This window comes from Nocardioides daedukensis (assembly GCF_013408415.1).
In the GTDB taxonomy this organism is placed as follows: Bacteria; Actinomycetota; Actinomycetes; order Propionibacteriales; family Nocardioidaceae; genus Nocardioides; species Nocardioides daedukensis.
This window is the reverse complement of the sequence record NZ_JACCAA010000001.1, coordinates 2,580,998-2,600,201: the sequence shown is the minus strand read 5'-3', so window position 1 is coordinate 2,600,201 and position 19,204 is coordinate 2,580,998. Positions and strand designations below refer to the sequence as shown.

Here is a 19,204-nt window from a genome sequence, read left to right as displayed (position 1 = left end):
TCTTTTGTTCGTGAAGAGTGAAGTTGGCGGAGGTTCAGTGTCGAGGAGCGATGCCCGCCGACTGGCCGGGCTCCGCCTCCCCGACCACGTCATCGCGGCGATGCGTGCCGAGTTGCCCGGGTGCGCCGAGCGCGTGGTCGTCGCAGTCGTCGGCGAGGTGCCGAGCTATTCCGAGCCGTTCCGCGGCCGGATGGGCCGCAACATCGAGAACGCGGTGGCCCTGGCCCTGGGTGGCTTCCTGGACATGATGGCTACCGACGGACCGGTCGAGGAGGACCAGGGCATCCGGGTGGAGTCGGTCTTCCAGGCCGCCTATGCCCTGGGCCGCGGCGAGGCGCGCAGCGGTCGGACGATGGACGCGCTGACCGCCGCCTATCGGGTCGGCGCCCGCACCGCCTGGCACGACCTCAGCACCGCCGCCGTCGAGGCCGGCCTCTCCGCCGGAGAGCTCGGCCGCTTTGCGGAGCTGGTCTTCGACTACATCGACGAGCTCTCCGACGTCAGTGTCTCCGGCCACGCCGACGAGCTCGCCACCACCGGCCGGGTGCGCGAGCGGCATCTCGAGCGACTCGCGGTGGCCCTGCTCAACGGATCCGGACCGGACACCGTGGCGACCATGTCCGAGCGGGCGGGGTGGGAGCCGCCGGAGTCACTGACCGCACTCATCGTCCCGGAGTCGGCGCTGTCCGGAGTCCGTCCGCACCTGGCGGCGAGCAGTCTGTATGCCGGGGGCGAGGCGCCCGGGCTCGAGGATCGTCCTGACCTCACCGCGATCCTGGCGGCGGACCTCACCGAGCTGGCTCGCACGCGCCTGCTCGACTCACTCGGCGACCGCGAGGCGATGATCGGCCCGACGCTGCCCTGGGAGGCCGCGCAGTCGTCATACGTGCGTGCGAAGCGGGCGCTCGACCTGGGCCTGGCCGCGACCGATGCCTCCTCCGACGCCGCGGATCACCTGGTCCCGCTGGTGCTCACCGCCGACCCGGAGACGCTGGCCGACCTGCGCGCGAAGGTGCTGGCACCGCTGGACGGCCTGCGTCCCTCCACCGTGGAGAAGCTGGTCGAGACCTTGCGCGCCTGGCTGCTCCACCAGGGCCGCCGCGACGACATCGCGACCGCGCTCTTCGTACACCCGCAGACCGTGCGCTACCGCGTCGGCAGGTTGCGTGAGCTGTATGGCGAGCGCCTCACCGATCCGCAGTTCGTGCTGGAGGCGACGATCGCACTGGCCTGACGCGGCGTTTTGTTTCGTCAGTCGGTGGTGGTGTCGTCGTCCCCGGCCAGCGGCAGGAAGACGGACTGCTGGCGCTCGCGCGGAGGCGCCACGGAGTCCGGGCCGAGCCAGCGCCGACGCAGTGGCGCGGTCAGCACGCCGAGCGGGGCGGTCAGCACATAGCAGTAGGCGACGGTGAGCGCGGTCGTCGCGGGTGCGAGCGCGAGCCCGACGACCACGGCGAGCAGGACCAGTCCGGTGGTGATCCGCGCCTGCTGGGTGCGTGGGGTGACCAGGTCGCGGAACGAGCGGAACCGCACCGTGCTGACCATCAACCATGCGGGCACCAGCGAGATCAGCACCGGGAGCAGGATCGCCGGACCCACCGTGACGTCCGGCCCGGCGACGTCGGGGTTGTCCAGGGCGAAGACGGTCGCCATCACGACCGCGGCCGCGGCCGGTGAGGGCAGGCCGATGAAGTAGCGCTTGTCGTCGGTCGGGTCGATGGTGAAGTTGAACCGAGCCAACCGGAAGCCGGCACAGGCCAGCCAGAGGAACGCCGCCAGCCATGCCGTGATCGGCCACTCCGGGAGCACCCACGTATACACCAGCACCGCCGGCGCGAGCCCGAAGGAGACCAGGTCGGCCAGGGAGTCGAGCTGTACGCCGAACGGGGAGGTCGCGCCGACCAGCCGGGCCACGCCACCGTCGAGGATGTCCATGATGATCGCGACCGCGATCAGGATCGCGGCGAACTGGAAGTGGCCCTCGGTGGCCAGCAGCACCGACGAGAACCCGCAGGCCATGTTCGCGGTGGTGAACAGGCTCGGGGAGGTGACCCTCAGCTGCTCCTTGGCGCTGAGCTGGCGCAGCGAGACGACCTCGGCCCCGGAATGGGACTCGAGGCGCCAGCGGGCCAGCACCCGCTTGCGGATCGGCACGTGCGCGGACATCATCAGGCGCCGAGCGAGACCGCATCGGCGGCGTCGGTGGCGTCGCTGCGCCAGCGACCGATCACCGTCTCGCCGGCCACGGTGCGCTGGCCGGTGGCCACGGTGAGGTCGACCGACTCGGGCAGGAAGATGTCCATCCGGGAGCCGAACTTCATCAACCCGATCCGCTGGCCGGACTGGATCTCGTCGCCTGCCTTGACCCGGGTGACGACGCGACGGGCAACCAGGCCGACGATCTGGCGGAAGACATAGCGGCGAACCTCACCGCCGACGACGCGGGAGACCTGGATGTCGCTGCGCTCGTTCTCGAAGGCGCTCTCGAACTTGTAGGCGGCCAGCCAGCGGCCGGGCCGGTAGTGCACCGACTCGATGATGCCGCCGTAGGGCGCGCGGTTGATGTGCACGTCGAAGACGGACAGGAAGACGCTGACCTGCTGCCAGGGTCCCCCCTCGGGAACGACCTCGGGCTGACCGGGACCGGCGTACATCACCTTGCCGTCGGCCGGGGCGACCACGGTGTCCTCGTCGACGGGCGTGCTGTCGACGCGGCGGGCCGGGTCGCGGAAGAAGGCGACGAGGCCGGCGGGGAGGGCCAGCAGTCCCGCGGCGGTGCGACGGTGGCCGGTGGCCAGGGCGATCACGCTGGGGATGGCGCCGAGCGCGGCGGGGAGGACCGCTTCGCGATCGATCGTGGTGCGCTGGTGCTGCACGGGTGGCTCCGTTCCTTCGGCCCAACTCTTCGGCCGGTGCCGGTCGGTGTCGCCGGACAACTTAACCCGCGAGGACGATCAGAGCATCCTTCGCGAATCGCCCCGTGGCGTGGGTCTCAGCCGATTGTCGAGGGCGAGTGCGGCGGTTGTGCGGGTGTTTCGGGGTGCGCTGTGCGGCAACTGATGGGTTGGCGGGAGGCGCTGCGGTAACTGATGGGTTGGCGGGAGGCTCTGCGGTAACTGGTGGGTTGGCGGGAGGCTCTGCGGAAACTGATGGGTTGGCGGGAGGCTCTGCGGAAACTGATGGGTTGGTCGTCCAGAACACCCCAATATCGTCCCCAAAGCATCAGTTTTGCCTGGTCTACCCCAACCCATCAGTTGGCTAGCCCGAGCAACTCCCAAAGCATCAGTTGTCTGCCCGGCATCCCCAACCCATCAGTTGGGCGCCACCCGTACGGATCAGGCGACGACGTACGCCGTGTTCTCCGGCAGCCCGTCGCGGGTCTCGCCACCGAGGCGTACGTCGGCGAAGGCCATCGGCAGCCCCTTGGCCGCGCTCGGCCGCGCCCGATCCATCAGTTGTGCGTGCACGTGCGGCTCGCTGGTGTTGCCGGAGTTCCCGCAGGCGCCGATCACGTCGCCGGCCCGCACCCTGTCGCCGACCTTGACCGTGGCCGAGCCCTTCTTGAGGTGTGCGACCAGCGCGAAGACCCCGTCGCCGCGATCGATCACGACATGGTTGCCGACGACTCCGCCGGCGCCGCGCAGTTCGCGGAAGACCCCCTCGAGCATCATCACCGCCACCGACCACCAGTGGGTGCGGGTGCGATGGTCGCGCTGCCGGTCGGCGGCCTTCACGACGACGCCGTCGACCATGGCCAGGACCGGCTCACCGAAGGCGGGATATTCCTTGGGGTCGGACATCCCCGAGCCGGTGCCGAACTGCGGGCGCACGCCGTCCTCGGGTTCGTGGAGAAGGTCGATGGCGAACGCCTGTCCATAGGCTCGTACGCCGTGGCTTGGCACCTTGCTGGCCGGGGAGTTCATCGCCAGCCAGCGCCCGCCGACCGGGCTGTGCACCGTGATCGGGTCGGCGTCGGAGTCCTTGCCGGAGAAGAGGAAGGCCATCGCCAGGCCGACCAGGACGAGCACGATGCCCGCGGTCTCGAACAGCCCGACCCACGAGGGCAGGTCGGCGAAGCGCTGCATGATCGGCGTACCGAAGGCGAGCAGCATGCCGAGCAGGATGGTGCGCATCGCGTTGCGCTGGAGGAAGTCGATCATCGGAGCACTCCTGTCAGGATCACGAGCAGGGGTACGACGCGGGTCGGCGGCACCTCATAGTTGCCGCGTCCGCGCTGTGCCAGCCAGCCCGTTGAGACCAGTTGCTTGAGGTGATGGTGCAGTTGCCCGGTGCTGCCCAGGCTCTCGGCGAGCTCGGCGGTGCTGCGCACTCCGTCCAGGACGGATCGAAGGAGCTTGAGGCGGACCGGGTGGCCGAGCGCGGCAAGTGGCGCCGCCGCGTCACTCCAGTCGGTCCCGACCAGATCGGAGGTCGCGGCCCCCATCTGCCACTCGACGGGCTCGCCGGTGGGCAGGTTCAGCGAACCGGTGAGCAGCACGATCCCGTCGGCAGTCTCCGGGTGCGCGTCACGCCTGGCACGCACTCCTTCGAGCGCCCAGAAGGTGTCCTCGTCGGGTCCGGGCGCACCGGGAGAAGCCGTCGGTGCAGTCGTGCGGGACTCGAGGCGCTCCACGCGTTCGCGCAGGTCGGCGAGGTCGCGTTCGAGGTCGGCAGCATCTTCCATACCTCGATATTACGGAAATACGGACTTTCGTACAACCGCGTTCGTGAAACCGAGCCAGGATCAGGCCTGGACCGCGGCACCACTCTCGAGGAGCTCATCGACGTTGGCCACGCCCCAGGCGGTCAGCGCCTCGCGGGTGTGGATGCCGGCCTTCGCGGCCGGCGGCAAGCCCAGGGTCGGCTCGGTGCGCGAGAACCGCGGCGCCGGGGCGGGCTGGGTGATCCCCTCGTGCTCGACGAAGACCTCGCGAGCCTTCATCTGCGGGTGGTTGAACGCCTCGGTCATCGGGATGATCCCGGCGACGCAGGCGTCAGTGCCCTCGAAGACCTCGATCCACTCGGCCTGGGTGCGGGATGCGAAGGCCTTCTCGATCACGGTGCGCAGCTCGTCATACTTCGAGAGGTCGAAGCGGTCGGGGGCCTGGTCGCGGATCCCGAGCAGGTCCACGAAGACCTCGTAGAACTGGGGCTCGAGGGCGCCGACGGACATGTGCTTGCCGTCGGAGGTCTCATAGATGTCGTAGTAGGGCGCGCCGCCGTCGAGCAGGTTCGAGGCGCGCTCCTCGTTGAAGTTGCCGCTGGCCACGAAGGCCGCGGTCATCGCGTTCAGGTGCGCGGTGCCGTCGATGATCGCAGCGTCGACGACCTGGCCCTCGCCACTGGTGCGCGACTCGAGGAGTGCGGCCAGGATGCCCATCACGAGGTACGTCGACCCGCCGCCGAAGTCGCCGACGAGGTTGGCCGGGAACATCGGCTTGGACTTGTCCTGGCCCAGCCCATGCAGGGTGCCGGTGATGGCGATGTAGTTCATGTCGTGCCCGGCGACCTGGGCGAACGGGCCGGTCTGGCCCCATCCGGTCATCCGGGCATAGACCAGCTTCGGGTTGCGCGCGAGCGCGTCGTCGGGGCCCAGGCCCATCCGCTCGGTGACGCCGGGGCGCATCCCCTCGACGAGCACGTCAGCGGTCTCGATCAGGTCGAGCACGGTGGCCACAGCGGCGGGGTCCTTGAGGTTGAGCGCGACGCTCGGGCGACCTCGGTTGAGCAGGTCGGTCGAACCGCCGGCGAGCATCTGCCCGCCCGGGCGCTCGATCCGGATGATGTCCGCGCCGAGGTCCGCAAGGATCATGCAGGCGTGCGGGCTCGGGCCGATGCCGGCGATCTCGACGACCTTGACACCACGCAGCGGACCGGTTCCCCGGCCGAGTTCGAAAGTCATGGCGCGATTGTGACAGATCTACTGTCACGGTCAACAGGTCCGGTCTCATCCATCAGCATCTGGACCAAGGGCTTGCAACTAGTTGCATAGGTAGGTCACCATGGCCGCATGGCCCTCGAACACGCCCTCCTGGTCTCCCTGAGCGAGCGCACCGCGTCCGGTCTGGAGCTGACCCGGCGCTTCGACAAGTCGATCGGCCACTTCTGGACCGCGAGCCACCAGCAGATCTATCGGGTCCTCGGCCGGATGGAGCGCGACGGCTGGGTCCGCTCTGAGGTGGTCGCGCAGCAGGGCCGCCCGGACAAGAAGGTCTACGAGGTCACCGAGCCGGGCCGCCTCGAGCTCGAACGCTGGCTGGCCGAACCCACCGCGGTCGAACCGCTCCGTTCCGAGCTGATGGTCAAGTTCCGCGGAGCGTCGTACGGCGACCGCGCAGCGTTGATCGAGCAGGCCCGGGCCAAGCTCGTCGAGCACACCCAGCGACTCGCCCTCTATGAGTCGATGGAGGCGCGGGACTATCCGGACCCACCCGCCCTGACCGGTCGCGAGCTCGACATCTACCTGGTGCTGCGCGGCGGGGTCCGCATGGAGCAGTTCTGGATCGACTGGCTCACCGACTACCTCCAAGCCCACGAACCTGCAGTTGTTGCGCGCCGAACCGGCAGTTCTTGAGCGTCGAACCTGCAGATCTTGCGCGTTGAACCGGCACTTGTTGTGCGACACCGATCGAAGAAGGAATCCTGATGAACGACTTCCCGCACCTGCTCTCGCCGATCACCATCGGGTCGACGACGCTGCGCAACCGGGTGGTGATGGGCTCGATGCACACCGGCCTCGAGGACTTCTTCTGGAACACCGGCAAGTTGGCGGCGTACTTCGCCGAGCGCGCCAAGGGGGGTGCCGGGCTGATCATCACCGGCGGCTACTCGCCCAACTTCCGCGGGCAGCTCAAACCGCTCGGCTCGCAGTTCAGCACCCGTCTGCACGCCGCCCGGCACCGGCAGATCACCGACGCGGTGCACGAGCACGACTCCAAGATCGCCTTGCAGGTGCTCCACGCGGGGCGCTACGGCTACACGCCGTACAGCGTCTCCGCGTCGACGAAGAAGTCCCCGATCACCCCGTTCAAGCCCTCGGCGCTGTCCACGAAGGGCGTCGATGCGACCGCCACCGACTTCGCCAAGGCGATCGCGCTGGCCCGCAAGGCCGGTTATGACGGCGTCGAGATCATGGGCTCGGAGGGTTACCTGATCAACCAGATGCTCGCGGCGCGCACGAACGACCGCGACGACAAGTGGGGCGGTACGGCGAGCAACCGGATGCGATTCCCCCTCGAGATCGTGCGTCGGGCGCGTGAACTGGTCGGCGACGACTTCATGATCGGCTACCGGATCTCCCTGCTCGACCTGGTCGAGGGCGGCCAGACCTGGGAGGAGATCGTCGAGCTGGCCAAGCGGCTCGAGGAGGCCGGGGTCAGCCTGCTCAACACGGGCATCGGCTGGCACGAGGCCCGTGTCCCGACGATCATCACCCAGGTCCCGCAGGGCGCCTGGCGCGACCACACCGCACGCCTCAAGCCCGAGGTCTCGATCCCGGTCTGCGCCTCCAACCGGATCAACTCCCCCGCCACCGCCGAGGACATCCTCGCGACGGGTGGCGCGGACCTGGTCTCGATGGCGCGTCCGTTCCTGGCCGACCCCGAGATCGTGAACAAGGCCGCCTCGGGTCGCGCGGACGAGATCAACACCTGCATTGCCTGCAACCAGGCCTGCCTGGACCACGTCTTCTCGAACAAGCACGCCTCCTGCCTGGTCAACCCACGCGCCTGCCGCGAGACCACCTTGGTGCTGTCGCCGACCCGGTCCCGCAAGCGCGTCGCCGTGGTGGGGGCCGGTCCGGCCGGGCTCGCGGCTGCCGTCTCCGCTGCCGAGCGCGGCCTCGCGGTCACCCTCTTCGAGAAGTCCGCGTCGATCGGCGGCCAGTTCCGGCTGGCGATGATGGTGCCCGGCAAGGAGGACTTCCGCGAGACGCTGCGCTACTACGGCCGCCGGCTCGAGGTGCTCGGGGTCGACGTACGCCTCTCCACTGAGGCGACGCCCGCCGACCTGGCCGGCTTCGACGACGTCATCGTCGCCACCGGCGTCACCCCACGGGTGCCGTCCTTCCCGGGCGTCGACCACGCCAAGGTGGTCCGCTACGACCAGGTCCTCTCCGGGGCCGTGACGGTCGGCGCCAAGGTGGCCGTGATCGGCGCGGGCGGCATCGGCGTCGACATGAGCCACTTCCTCGCCGAGGAACCGCACGACGGCAGCCCGGCAGATCTGGACGCCTGGATGGCGCACTGGGGCGTCGGCGATCCGTCGCTGCACCGCGGCGGCCTGATGGAGAAGAAGGCGCGTACGCCGTTGCGCGAGGTCTGGCTGCTCCAGCGCAAGTCCACCTCGATCGGTCGCGGCCTGGCCAAGACATCGGGTTGGGCGCACCGGGCCGTGCTCAAGGACTCCGGCGTGCACCTGGTGCCCGGGGTCTTCTACGACAAGGTCGACGACGCCGGTCTGCACATCACCGTCACGTCGGCCTCGGGGGAGGTGACCAGTCAGGTCCTCGACGTGGACCACGTGGTGCTCTGCGCTGGGCAGGAGTCGGTGCGGGCACTCCACGACGCCCTCACCGACCCGGCAGTTGTTGACGCCACCGCGGTCCGTGGAGCACGGCGTGTCCACCTGATCGGCGGTGCCGATGTCGCAGCCGAGCTGGACGCGAAGCGGGCGATCGAGCAGGGCACGCGAGTCGCAGCCGCGCTCTGACACCACCCCGCACCGCCCCGCATTCGCCGACCCGTCAGTTGTTCACCGACAACCGGTTGTCAACAAGTGCCGACTCGACGGAAGAACGCGTCAACAACTGCCGACTCGGCGGGAAGAGGCGTCAACAAGTGCCGGGTCGGCGCAAACAGGCGTCAACAACTGCCGACTCGGCGTCAGGGGCGGGAGGCGGCGATCACGGAGCGGAACCAGTCATAGGACCGCTTCGGGGTCCGCACCTGGGTGTCGTAGTCGACGTGCACCAGGCCGAACCGCTGCGAATAGCCCTCCGACCATTCGAAGTTGTCCATCAGCGACCACGTGTAATAGCCGGCCACGTCGACACCCTCGGCCATCGCATCGGCGACCGCGCGCAGGTGCGAGTCCAGGTAGTCGATCCGGGGCTGGTCGTCGACCACACCCGAGGCATCCGGCTCCATGTTGTAGGCACAGCCGGACTCGGTGATCACCACCGGCGGCAGGTTCGGATAGCGGTCGCGCAGGTGCACGAGCTGCTCGCGCAACCCGTCCGGCACCACCGGCCAGCCGAAATCGGTCTTCGGGTAGCCCTCGATGTCGCGATACTCGAACGGCATCTCGGCCCCCTCGGGGGCGGCACCGACCTGGAACGGGTTGTAGTAGTTCACCCCGTAGAAGTCGAGCGGCGCCCCGATCAGGGCCAGGTCGTCGGCGACCGAACCACCCTTGGCAGCGGGCATCTGCTCGGCGAAACCGGTGGGATATTCACCGGTCAGCATCGGGTCGGCGAACAGGTTGTTCCACAGGTCGTCGAAGACCTGGGTCGCCGCCAACGCCTCGGGGGTCTGGTTCTCGGGCCACATCGGAGCATGGTTGTTGGCACACCCGATCTGCTTGGCGCCGACCGCGCGCAGGGCCTGGACGGCCTTGCCGTGCGCGAGCAGGACGTGGTGCGCGGCGGGCAACGCGTCGAACATCAGGGCCTTGCCGGGCGCGTGCATCCCCAGCGCGTAGCCCATCAGCGCGACCACGTTGGGCTCGTTGACCGGGATCCACTGCTTGATCCGGTCCCCGAACCGCATCGCGCAGAGGGTCGCATATTCGGCGAACCGGTCCGCGGTGTCGCGGTTCAACCAGCCGCCATCGTCCTCAAGAGCCTGCGGCAAGTCCCAGTGATAGAGCGTCGCCATCGGCTCGACGCCGGCCTCGAGCAGCTCGTCGAGGAGCCGGTCATAGAAGCCCAACCCCTCACCGTTGGCCCGCCCCGAGCCGAGCGGCTGGATCCGCGGCCAGGCGATCGAGAACCGATAGCCGTCCGCACCCAGCCCCTTCAGCAGGGCCACGTCCTCGGGATACCTGTTGTAGTGGTCGCACGCCTGCGCGCCCGACGAACCGTCAAGGATCCGGCCGGGCTCGGCACAGAAGGTGTCCCAGATGCTCGGGCCGCGTCCGCCGGCGTCCACACCCCCCTCGATCTGGTACGACGCCGTGCTGGCGCCGAAACGGAAGCTCGCAGGAAACTGAGGGGCAGGCTCGTGTGCGGTCACGCCGTCGAACCTAGTGTGTTCACCGTGGAAATACACCGCTCCGGCGACCGCTTCGCCACCGACGCCGAGAGACGGCGTACCCGGCACTCCTTCTCGTTCGGCAGCCACTACGACCCCGACAACCTCCGCTTCGGGCTGTTGGTGTGCCACAACGACGACCTGGTCCTGCCCGGCGGCGGCTACCCCGACCACCCGCACAGCAACCTGGAGATCGTCACCTGGGTGCTCTCCGGGGCGCTGCGACACACCGATTCCAAGGGGCACACGGGCGTGGTCGAGCCAGGCCGGGTGCAGGTGATGTCGGCCGGCAGCGGGGTGGTCCACTCCGAGACCGTCGACGCCACGTCCGGCCCGACCCGGTTCATCCAGACCTGGGTGCTGCCCGACGAGCCGGGCGGCGAGACCACCTATTCGTCGGCGGCAGCGGAGCCGGCAGGCCAATGGTTGCCGGTGGTCTCGGGCTCGCACCCCGATGCCGCCACCCGGATCTCGGCGAACCGAGCAACGTTGTACGCCGCCCTGCTGGCTGCGGGCGAGCGGGTGGAGGTGCCCGAGACACCCCTCGCCCATCTCTTCGTGACCACCGGGTCGGCGGTCTTCGAGGGCAGCGCACTCGGCGAGGGCGACGCGGTCCGGCTGCGCGCCGAGGGCGGCACGATCACCGCAGCGGCGCCGACCGAGCTGCTGCTCTGGACGTTCGCCGGATGAGGCAGCCTCTCCCGGTTCCCGGCCGCCTGATTCAATGGCGGGCGTGAGCACCACCGAGCCGAACCCCGGATCCGCGACCAGCCGCTACCTCGTCCTGGGGGCCCTGCTGCTCAGCGGACTCCTCGCAGGTTGGGCGATCATCCGCGCGGTCAACACCGATATGTATGCCACGCCGCGGATGTGGACGATCGGCCTGACCGGCTTCGCCCTGGTCGTCACCGTCTGCGCACTGATCCTCTGGTCCACCCTGGCGGACCCGCGCCGGGCCCTGACCATCTGGCACGGCATCGCCGCATCGTTCCTGGGCGTCGGCGCCGGGACCCTGCTCGGCAACCTCGGCGAGGACAACTCCAAGGCGCTCTGGTTCGGCGTCGGCATGATCGTGGCCGCCGCGCTGCTCCTCCTCCTGGGCCTATCGGGCGGCTCCAAGGCCCGCCGGAAGGTCAACCTGGTGGGCGATCTGAAGAGCACCGGCGTGCGGACCACGGCCGTCGTGCTCAACCGTGGCTATCTCGAGTTCGGCGAGAGCACGCAGGTCAACACCCCGGTCACCTTCGAGTTCTCCGACGAGCAGGGCCACAAGCACCGCGTCGAGAAGCGACTGCTGATCCTCCCGGCGGACCCGATCGAGGAGGGGCAGGAGACCGAGCTCTGGTATGACCCGGCCGACCCCGAGGACTGGGACCGGATCGTCGTCCAACTACAACAGGAGCACCCCGCGCCATGAAGGCAATCCTCGCCCTGCACGCCGAAGGCGTCCGGGAACAGCTGCTCGACCCCGACTTCCACGCCTCCTTGGCCGTCGACCGGATCCAGGTCAACGTCGACGACGAGGCGGTCGCCCCCGCGATGCGACTCGGGCCGGGTCCGCAGATCACCGCCGTGCTGTCGCTCTGGGCAGATGACGTGGCGACGGCGATCGACGTCGTACGCCGTCTCGACCCCACCGTGCACGCTTGGGCGGTCAACGAGCGCGAGCCGTTGCCGCCCCCGCCCCGCGTGGACGGCGAGCGCACCGACGCGCTGGCCAATTTCGCGTTCCTGCGTCGGCCGGAGTCGATGACGCACGAGGAGTGGTTGACCGTCTGGCTGGAGAGCCACACGCAGGTCGCGATCGACACCCAGGGCACGTTCGGCTATGTGCAGAACCCCGTCATCGAGCCGCTGGTGGCGGGCTCTGCCGACGTGGCCGGGATCGTCGAGGAGCTCTTCCCGATGGCAGCGGTGAGCGACCCCCACGCCCACTACGGCAGCGGTGGGGACCGGGCCGAGCTGAAGCGCAGGTTCGCCGCGATGATGGAGAGCTGCGCGCGCTTCGGTGCCGACCAGGGGCTCGACCTGGTGCCGACCAGCCGCTACACGTTCGGCTGAACCTGGGCTCAGCGCAGGATGCGTACGGCGCCGGGGCGTACGTCGATCCGCACCGGCTCCGCGCCCAGTGCCGCCATCGGTTCACCATCGCCGCCCATGGCCACCGGCGGCGAGCCGGCCACGGTGACGGAGCGACCGCGGAAGACGTGGACCTGCTCGAGGTCGACGTGCCGGCCGTCGTAGACCTTGGGGAACGCCCTGATCATCCCGACCCGGCCGGCGGCCTCGATCACGATCACGTCCAGCTCGCCGTCGTCGACACTGGCATTCGGCGCGATGTGCATCCCCTTGCCGTAGTAGCCCGAGTTCGCCACCACCACCGTGGCACCCAGGAAGCTCCGGGTGAGCCCGTCGATCGAGACGGTGTACGTCGTGGGGCGGAAGGTGGCCAGCGACTTCACCGTGGCTGCCGGATATTGCAGCTTCTTCGGCAGCCAGTGCAGCCGGTTCACCAGGGCCGCGGTCTGCGCGTCGACACCGGCATAGACCGAGCCGGCGACCACCCGTGTCGATCCATCGGCAAGGGTCGCCTCGAGCAGGTCTGTCGGGGTGGGTGCGGCCTCAAGCAGGACCGAGGCAATCTCCTCCGGGGACTCCGGAAGCCCCAGCATCCGGGCGAAGTCGTTGCCTCGCCCGGCCGGCACGATCGCCAGGACGCCGCCGAGCCGGGCCACCTCACCGGCGATCGAGGAGAGCATCCCGTCGCCGCCGACCGAGACCACCACGTCGCCACGCTCGACGGCCGCGGCGACCAGGTCGAGCGTCGCCTTCGGACCGGGCGAGTAGGTCACGTCTACCACCGCTCCGGCGTCGCGCAGGATCCTGGCGACCGTCACCACCGCAGCGGGTGCGGCGCCGCCACCCGAGGTGGGGTTGACCAGGAACGCGAAGGAGCGCTGCGTGGGCGTCTGGCGGGGATCTTCCTGCGGTGAGCTCACGGGATCAGCACCCCCGGGTTGAGCACGCCGCTCGGATCGAGCCCGGCCTTGACCGAGCGGAGGATGGAGACCCCGACGGGGCCGATCTCCTGGGCGAGCCAGGGCTTGTGGTCGGTGCCGACCGCGTGGTGGTGGGTGATCGTGGCGCCGGCGTCGATCATCGCCTGGCTGGCCTTCTGCTTGGCGAGGTCCCACTGGGCCAGCGGGTCATCGGCCTGGGGTGCGGCGACGGTGAAGTAGAGCGAGCAGCCGGTCTCGTAGACGTGCGAGATGTGGCAGAGCACGAGCGACTTCTCGCCGAGCGACTCACTCAGCGCGTCCCGGACCGCGGTGTAGAGCCGGTCCCGGTTGGACCAGAAGGTCGCGGTCTCGAGGGTCTCGACCAGCACGCCGACGTCGAGCATCGAGTCGCGCAGGTAGGGCGCGTGGAATCGTCCCTCGGCCCAGGCGCGACCGCGCTCCTCACCGGCAGGCGTCCCGCCGAGCGAGGTGAGCGCCTCGGTGACGAGCGCGCGACGACCCGCGATCGAGGCACCCTCGTGCCCGACGATCATCAGGCACCCGCCGACGCTCTCCCCGCCCACGTTGTCCTGTGAGGAGAGGTTGATCGCGGTCTCGTTCTCGTCGGAGAGGCGCAGCACGGTGGGCAGCAGGCCGTTCTGGGCGAGGTGCCGCATCGCGTCCGAGCCCTCGGCGAAGGAGGCGAACTGCCATGCCTCATAGACCTTCTCGGCCGGGACCTTCTTGACCCGCACCTTGACCGCGGTGATCACGCCGAACGCGCCCTCGGAGCCCAGGACCAGCTCGCGCAGGTCCGGGCCCGCGGCGTTGGCCGGTGCGGAACCGAGCTCCAGGGTGCCTTGCGGCGTGGCGACGGTGAGGCCGACGACCATCGAGTCGAAGCGTCCGTAGCCGGCCGAGGACTGGCCCGAGGAACGCGTGGCCGCGAAGCCGCCGATGGAGGCGAACTGGAACGACTGCGGGTAGTGCCCGAGCATCAGGCCGTGCTCGGCCAGCAGTGCCTCGGCCTCGGGCCCGCGCAGGCCGGGTTCGAGGACGGCGGTCATCGAGACGGTGTCCACCTCGCGCGCCGCCTTCATCCGGACCAGGTCGAGGGAGAGCACGCCCGCGAATCCTTCGCGACGCGCGACGAGTCCGCCGGTGACACTGGTGCCACCGCCGAACGGGACCAGAGCCACGTGGTGGCGTACGGCGAGCTCGATCACCGCCTGGACGTCGTCGTGGCTGCCGGGGCGCACCACCGCGTCCGGGGCGTCGGAGAGGTCGCCGATCCGCTGCTTGAGCAGGTCCGGGGTGGACTTGCCGCGCGTGCGGAGACGGCGTACGTCGTCCTCGGTCAGCACGTGCTCGTCACCGAGGAGGCGGCGGAAGTCGTCGAGGATCGCGGCGTCGATGCTCGGGGCCGGAAGCGTCACCGCGCTGGCGGCGGGGGTGTCGCGGACGCCGAGGGCCAGCTCGACCAGCCCGCGAGTCGCCTCCGGGAGGGCGGTGGCGGCGGCCGGGTCGCCCCAGCGGGAGGGGTGCATCTCGCTGGCAGTATGTTCTGGGGTCACGTGTTACAGTGTTACACATGACGTCTACTCGTCACAATGACTATCTTGACGCAGCCCGCGCATCGATCCTCGACGTGGGCTGGAAGCGCACCACCCTGACCGACGTCGCCCGTCGCGCCGACGTCTCCCGGATGACGATCTATCGCGCGTGGCCGGACATGCAGACGCTGATGGCCGACCTGATGACCCGCGAATGGACCACCGTCGTGGCCGCGGTCCCGACTCCGCCGGACCAGGAACCCACCCCCGAGCGGATCGCCACGGGCATCGTCGCCGCGATCGATGCGCTCCGGGTGAACCCGTTGTTCCGGCGCATCCTCGACCTCGATCCCGAGCTGCTGCTGCCCTACCTCCTGGACCGGCGAGGCCGCTCCCAACAGGCGATCCTCGAGCTGCTCACCCCGCGGATCGCGGCCGGTCAGGCCGCCGGTCACATCCGAGGTGGCAACCCCGAGCTGCTGGCCCGCACGATCCTGCTCACCGCCCACGGACTGACTCTCTCCGCGCACACGATGGCCGGCGAGGGCATCGACGAGGCCGACCTGGCTGCCGAGTTCACCGCCCTGCTGACTCGAGGGCTCGCACGATGACCTCCACAGTGAACCCCGACGCCGCACGGATCCGCGCCGGCATCGAGGGAGTCGCCTCCGAGGTGGACCTGGTGGTGATCGGCCTCGGCGTCACCGGCGCCGGTGTCGCCCTCGATGCCGCCTCCCGGGGTCTGTCGGTGCTCGCACTCGACGCGTTCGACATCGCCTTCGGCACCTCGCGCTGGTCGAGCAAGCTGGTGCACGGCGGGCTGCGCTACCTGGCCAACGGACAGATCGGCGTGGCCCGCGAGAGCGCGGTGGAGCGCGGCATCCTGATGGAACGCACCGCCCCGCACCTGACCCGCGCGATGCCGATGCTGCTGCCCTTGATGTCCAGCGTTTCGCACGGCCAGGCGACTCTTGCCGGCGTCGGCTTCGTGGCCGGCGACCTCCTGCGCCGCGGCGCACACACCAGCGCGGACACCCTGCCCGGCCCGCGCCGGATCTCGCGCACCGAGGTGCTCGCGATGGCTCCCGGCCTCCGCTCGGCGGGCCTGCGCGGAGGCCTGCTGTCGTGGGACGGGCAGCTCGAGGACGACGCCCGACTCGTCATCGGCATCGCCCGGACCGCCGCCGCGCACGGGGCCGACGTACGCACGCGTGCCCGGGTCACCTCGGCCACCGGGACCAGCGTCGAGGTCCGCGACGAACGCACCGGTGCGACGACAACGGTGCGGGCGAAGCGGGTCATCAACGCCACCGGCGTGTGGGCCGGCGACCTGGTCGACGTGAAGCTGAAGCCCAGCAGGGGCACGCACCTGGTGCTACGCGCGGCGACGCTGCCCGGGGTCCGCACCTCGCTCACCGTGCCGATCCCCGGCACCAGCAACCGCTTCGCGCTGGTCCTGCCCCAACCCGACGGCACCATCTATGTCGGGCTCACCGACGAGGAGATCGAGGGCGCGATTCCCGACGTCCCCGTGCCGTCCGAGTCCGAGATCGGCTTCCTGCTCGATGTCGTCGCGGCGGCGTTCGACCGGCCGCTGCGGCGCTCCGACGTCGTGGGCGCCTATGCCGGCCTCCGCCCGCTCCTGGACAGCGACGGGTCCACTGCCGACCTGTCGCGCAAGCACGCAGTCCTCACCTCCCCCACGGGCGTGATCACGGTCGTCGGCGGCAAGCTGACCACCTATCGCCAGATGGCCGAGGAGGCCGTCGACGCGACCGGGCTCGCGCCGGGCCTGTGCCGGACCCGCGATCTGCCGCTGCTCGGCGCCGCCGCGCGGCCCGAGCTGGCGCTCCTCGAGGAGCATCCGCGACTGGTACGCCGGTTCGGCACCGAGGCCGATCTCGTGCTCGAGAACGCCCGTGAGGTCAGCGGTCTCTCGGACGAAGACCTCCTCGCGCCGATCGCCCCTCACCTGCCGGCCACCCTGGCCGAGCTCATCTTCGGGGTGACCCATGAGGGCGCCGTGGACGTCGCCGACCTGCTGGAACGACGTACCCGGATCGCACTCGTGCCTGCTGACGTCGAGCCTGCCCGCCCTGCCGCAGAGCGTGCGCTCGCCCTGGTCCGCTCCACGCCCGCTCAAAACTGACACCCGCCGACCCGGCACTTGTTGACCCCGCCCGAGCGTCAACAACTGCCGGCTCGGCGCGGGGTTGGTCGCTCAGGCGATCTCCATCCACAGCGGCTCCCAGATGTGTCCGTCCAGGTCGCGGAAGGAACCGCCATACATCGGCGACTGGTCGACCCTGGTCTCGGTGTCGCTGCCACCGGCGGCCTCGGCGGCGTCGCAGAGCCGGTCGACCTCGTCGCGGCTGGCCACGCCGAGGCCCATCAGGATCTCGGTGCCCGTGTGCGGAGTGGTGTCGTGGAAGCCGTGGAAGAACCTCTCCGACAGGAGCATCACGCTGGCCGACTCGTTGATCACCAGGCAGGCGGCGTCCTCGCTGCTGAAGTCGTCGTTGAACGAGAACCCCAGGGCGGTCCAGAACCGCTTCGACTTCTCCACGTCCTTGACCGGCAGGTTCGGGAAGATCATGGTCATCGCGCACTCCTCATGTTCACCGGCACCAGTTGCCGGTCTCGCAGGGTCAGACCAGCAATGCCGGACAAACTCATCGACACGACAACAACTGCAGGTTCGCGCCACAACAAGTGCAGGTTCGCGATGAATTTGGCGGTGGCGGCCGGTCCACATCTCAGGGCAGACTGAGACGCGGCCATTGGAGGCAGAGCATGAGCACCACAGACATCGAGACCGAGACCCAAGCTCCCGAGCGGGATGACTTCCAGGACGTGGCGAACGGTTTCCGTCGCGAGCTGATCGCGCACTGCTATCGGATGACCGGCTCGATGGCCGACGCCGAGGACCTGGTCCAGGAGACCTACCTGCGGGCGTGGAAGGCCTATCACAACTTCGAGGGTCGCTCCTCGGTGCGGACCTGGCTCTACCGGATCACGACGAACGTCTGCCTGACCAACTTGGAGGGTAAGGACCGCCGCCCGCTGCCGACCGGGCTGGGCACCGTCGATTCCGATCCGGGCGCCGAGCTGATCACCGACTCCGAGATTCCCTGGCTCGAACCGATCCCCGACGTGGCGGTCGTGGTCGAGGAGCGGGACACCATCCGGCTCGCGTTCGTTGCCGCCCTGCAGCACCTGCCCGCCCGGCAGCGCGCCGTACTGATCATGCGCGACGTCCTGCGCTGGTCGGCCAAGGAGGTCGCCGAGGCGTTGGAGACGACCCCCGCTGCGGTGAACTCCGCCCTGCAGCGCGCCCACGCGCAGATGGCCGAGGCCGGCCTGACGGCGGAGAGCCCGCACGAGGCGCTGAACATCGAGCAGAAGGCGATGCTCGACTCCTACGTCGACGCGTTCTGGCGCAAGGACATCGAGGCGATCGTCGGCATGCTCAAGCGCGACGCCGTCTGGGAGATGCCGCCCTTCACCGGTTGGTACATCGGCAACGAGAACATCGGGCGCCTCATCGACACCCAGTGCCCCGGCGGCACCCACGACATGCCGATGCTCTCCACCCTCGCCAACGGGCAGCCGGCGTACGGCCTCTACATGGCCCAACCGGACGGCACCTTCACCCCCTTCCAGCTCCAGGTCCTGCAGCTCGACGGAACCAAGGTCGCGAAGGTCAGCGCCTTCTTCGGCGAGGGCATCTTCGAGACCTTCGGACTGCCCACCGTCCTCACCGAGGCCGATCTTCCCGAGCGCTACGTCGGGAGCTGATCCCCGTGCTCACCGCCACCGACCCGGTGGAGCTGCTCGAGCGCGCCATCGGCTACACCCGCGGCACCCTCGGCACGGTCACCGACGACCTGATGTCACGACGTACGCCGTGTGCTGACTGGGACCTGGCCGCGTTGCTGGCGCACATGTCCGACGGTCTCGACGCGTTCACCGAGGCCAGCCGTGGCCACATCGACATCGCCCCCGCGCCCCCTGCCGACACCACCGTAGGAGAGCTCCGGGAGAAGGCCTGCACCCTCCTCGGCGCCTGGACCTCCCCCGCCGTCATCTCGGCCCGACTGGGCGCACTGGTGCTCGACAGCGGCCTGCTGCTCCGCGTCGGCGCACTCGAGATCGCGGTCCACGGCTGGGATGTCGGGCAAGCCACCGGAGTCGGTACGCCGATCCCGGCGGGGTTGGCGCGCAACCTGCTGCCGGTCGCGCGACAGGTGGTCACCGACGACGACAGGCCCGGCCGGTTCGGCGCGCCAATCACCATCACCGAAGACGTCGAACCCGCCCTGCGGTTGCTCTCCCGCCTCGGCAGGGCTGGTGCCTGGGCACATCAGCGCTGAACGCCTCACTCGGAAGTGGGTGCGGCAAC

19 protein-coding genes are annotated in these 19,204 nt (G+C 69.6%); 10 read left to right on the top strand and 9 right to left on the bottom strand.

Going from position 1 to position 19,204, the window contains the following annotated elements:
- Nucleotides 1-10: 10 nt before the first annotated feature.
- Entirely contained in the window at nucleotides 11-1,234 is a 1,224-nt protein-coding gene (locus BJ980_RS12865; RefSeq protein WP_343047805.1) for a PucR family transcriptional regulator, read from the top strand.
- Between the two features lie 17 nt (nucleotides 1,235-1,251).
- Here BJ980_RS12865 and pssA read toward each other — a convergent pair whose 3' ends face one another.
- The 5 genes from pssA to BJ980_RS12840 form a co-directional block, all read right to left on the bottom strand.
- The gene (gene pssA, locus BJ980_RS12860; RefSeq protein ID WP_218855504.1) at nucleotides 1,252-2,166 is read right to left on the bottom strand and encodes a CDP-diacylglycerol--serine O-phosphatidyltransferase; all 915 of its coding nucleotides are present in this window, start codon (nucleotides 2,164-2,166) and stop codon (nucleotides 1,252-1,254) included.
- Between the two features lie 2 nt (nucleotides 2,167-2,168).
- Nucleotides 2,169-2,876 carry a phosphatidylserine decarboxylase gene (locus BJ980_RS12855; protein ID WP_179502654.1) on the bottom strand — a complete coding sequence of 236 codons (708 nt, stop codon included), beginning with the start codon at nucleotides 2,874-2,876 and terminating at the stop codon, nucleotides 2,169-2,171.
- A 459-nt stretch (nucleotides 2,877-3,335) separates the two neighbouring features.
- On the bottom strand, nucleotides 3,336-4,160 hold the full coding sequence (locus BJ980_RS12850) for a M23 family metallopeptidase (protein ID WP_179502653.1): 825 nt from the start codon (nucleotides 4,158-4,160) through the stop codon (nucleotides 3,336-3,338).
- Nucleotides 4,157-4,684: an ArsR/SmtB family transcription factor gene (locus BJ980_RS12845; RefSeq protein WP_179502652.1), complete on the bottom strand. Its 528-nt coding sequence runs from the start codon at nucleotides 4,682-4,684 to the stop codon at nucleotides 4,157-4,159. The genes BJ980_RS12850 and BJ980_RS12845 overlap by 4 nt, the downstream gene beginning before the upstream one ends.
- A 60-nt stretch (nucleotides 4,685-4,744) precedes the next feature.
- Nucleotides 4,745-5,902: a CaiB/BaiF CoA transferase family protein gene (locus BJ980_RS12840; RefSeq protein WP_179502651.1), complete on the bottom strand. Its 1,158-nt coding sequence runs from the start codon at nucleotides 5,900-5,902 to the stop codon at nucleotides 4,745-4,747.
- A 108-nt stretch (nucleotides 5,903-6,010) separates the two neighbouring features.
- Between BJ980_RS12840 and BJ980_RS12835 the strand changes: the two genes are divergently transcribed.
- Both BJ980_RS12835 and BJ980_RS12830 read left to right on the top strand, forming a co-directional pair.
- Nucleotides 6,011-6,574, top strand: a complete 564-nt coding sequence (locus BJ980_RS12835) for a PadR family transcriptional regulator (protein ID WP_179502650.1) — start codon at nucleotides 6,011-6,013, stop codon at nucleotides 6,572-6,574.
- A 71-nt stretch (nucleotides 6,575-6,645) separates the two neighbouring features.
- Nucleotides 6,646-8,709, top strand: a complete 2,064-nt coding sequence (locus BJ980_RS12830; RefSeq protein ID WP_179502649.1) for an NADPH-dependent 2,4-dienoyl-CoA reductase — start codon at nucleotides 6,646-6,648, stop codon at nucleotides 8,707-8,709.
- Nucleotides 8,710-8,882: 173 nt separating this feature from the next.
- Here BJ980_RS12830 and BJ980_RS12825 read toward each other — a convergent pair whose 3' ends face one another.
- Nucleotides 8,883-10,232, bottom strand: coding sequence for a GH1 family beta-glucosidase (locus tag BJ980_RS12825; protein ID WP_179502648.1), 1,350 nt, complete (start codon nucleotides 10,230-10,232; stop codon nucleotides 8,883-8,885).
- 24 nt (nucleotides 10,233-10,256) lie between these two features.
- Between BJ980_RS12825 and BJ980_RS12820 the strand changes: the two genes are divergently transcribed.
- From BJ980_RS12820 to BJ980_RS12810, 3 genes are read left to right on the top strand one after another with little or no spacing between them, the layout of a single operon-like run.
- Nucleotides 10,257-10,940: a pirin family protein gene (locus BJ980_RS12820; protein WP_218855503.1), complete on the top strand. Its 684-nt coding sequence runs from the start codon at nucleotides 10,257-10,259 to the stop codon at nucleotides 10,938-10,940.
- A gap of 43 nt (nucleotides 10,941-10,983) precedes the next feature.
- The gene (locus BJ980_RS12815; protein ID WP_179502646.1) at nucleotides 10,984-11,667 is read left to right on the top strand and encodes a hypothetical protein; all 684 of its coding nucleotides are present in this window, start codon (nucleotides 10,984-10,986) and stop codon (nucleotides 11,665-11,667) included.
- Nucleotides 11,664-12,311, top strand: coding sequence for an EthD domain-containing protein (locus BJ980_RS12810; RefSeq protein WP_179502645.1), 648 nt, complete (start codon nucleotides 11,664-11,666; stop codon nucleotides 12,309-12,311). The genes BJ980_RS12815 and BJ980_RS12810 overlap by 4 nt, the downstream gene beginning before the upstream one ends.
- A gap of 8 nt (nucleotides 12,312-12,319) precedes the next feature.
- On the opposite strand, the gene BJ980_RS12805 is transcribed toward BJ980_RS12810, so the two are convergent.
- Together BJ980_RS12805 and BJ980_RS12800 are read right to left on the bottom strand one after the other, a co-directional pair.
- Complete coding sequence (locus tag BJ980_RS12805; RefSeq protein WP_179502644.1) at nucleotides 12,320-13,249, bottom strand: diacylglycerol kinase family protein; 930 nt, start codon at nucleotides 13,247-13,249, stop codon at nucleotides 12,320-12,322.
- Entirely contained in the window at nucleotides 13,246-14,823 is a 1,578-nt protein-coding gene (locus tag BJ980_RS12800) for an FAD-binding oxidoreductase (protein WP_343047804.1), read from the bottom strand. The genes BJ980_RS12805 and BJ980_RS12800 overlap by 4 nt, the downstream gene beginning before the upstream one ends.
- Nucleotides 14,824-14,840: 17 nt before the next feature.
- Here BJ980_RS12800 and BJ980_RS12795 point away from each other — a divergent pair, with 17 nt between their 5' ends.
- Nucleotides 14,841-15,413 (top strand): TetR/AcrR family transcriptional regulator, encoded by a 573-nt coding sequence (locus BJ980_RS12795; RefSeq protein ID WP_179502643.1) that lies wholly within the window; start codon nucleotides 14,841-14,843, stop codon nucleotides 15,411-15,413.
- Complete coding sequence (locus tag BJ980_RS12790) at nucleotides 15,410-16,951, top strand: glycerol-3-phosphate dehydrogenase/oxidase (protein ID WP_179502642.1); 1,542 nt, start codon at nucleotides 15,410-15,412, stop codon at nucleotides 16,949-16,951. The genes BJ980_RS12795 and BJ980_RS12790 overlap by 4 nt, the downstream gene beginning before the upstream one ends.
- 72 nt (nucleotides 16,952-17,023) lie before the next feature.
- On the opposite strand, the gene BJ980_RS12785 is transcribed toward BJ980_RS12790, so the two are convergent.
- Complete coding sequence (locus tag BJ980_RS12785) at nucleotides 17,024-17,404, bottom strand: VOC family protein (RefSeq protein ID WP_179502641.1); 381 nt, start codon at nucleotides 17,402-17,404, stop codon at nucleotides 17,024-17,026.
- A 191-nt stretch (nucleotides 17,405-17,595) separates the two neighbouring features.
- Between BJ980_RS12785 and BJ980_RS12780 the strand changes: the two genes are divergently transcribed.
- On the top strand, nucleotides 17,596-18,600 hold the full coding sequence (locus tag BJ980_RS12780; protein WP_179502640.1) for a sigma-70 family RNA polymerase sigma factor: 1,005 nt from the start codon (nucleotides 17,596-17,598) through the stop codon (nucleotides 18,598-18,600).
- Nucleotides 18,601-18,605: 5 nt separating this feature from the next.
- The gene (locus tag BJ980_RS12775; protein ID WP_179502639.1) at nucleotides 18,606-19,175 is read left to right on the top strand and encodes a TIGR03086 family metal-binding protein; all 570 of its coding nucleotides are present in this window, start codon (nucleotides 18,606-18,608) and stop codon (nucleotides 19,173-19,175) included.
- The last annotated feature ends 29 nt before the right edge of the window (nucleotides 19,176-19,204 follow it).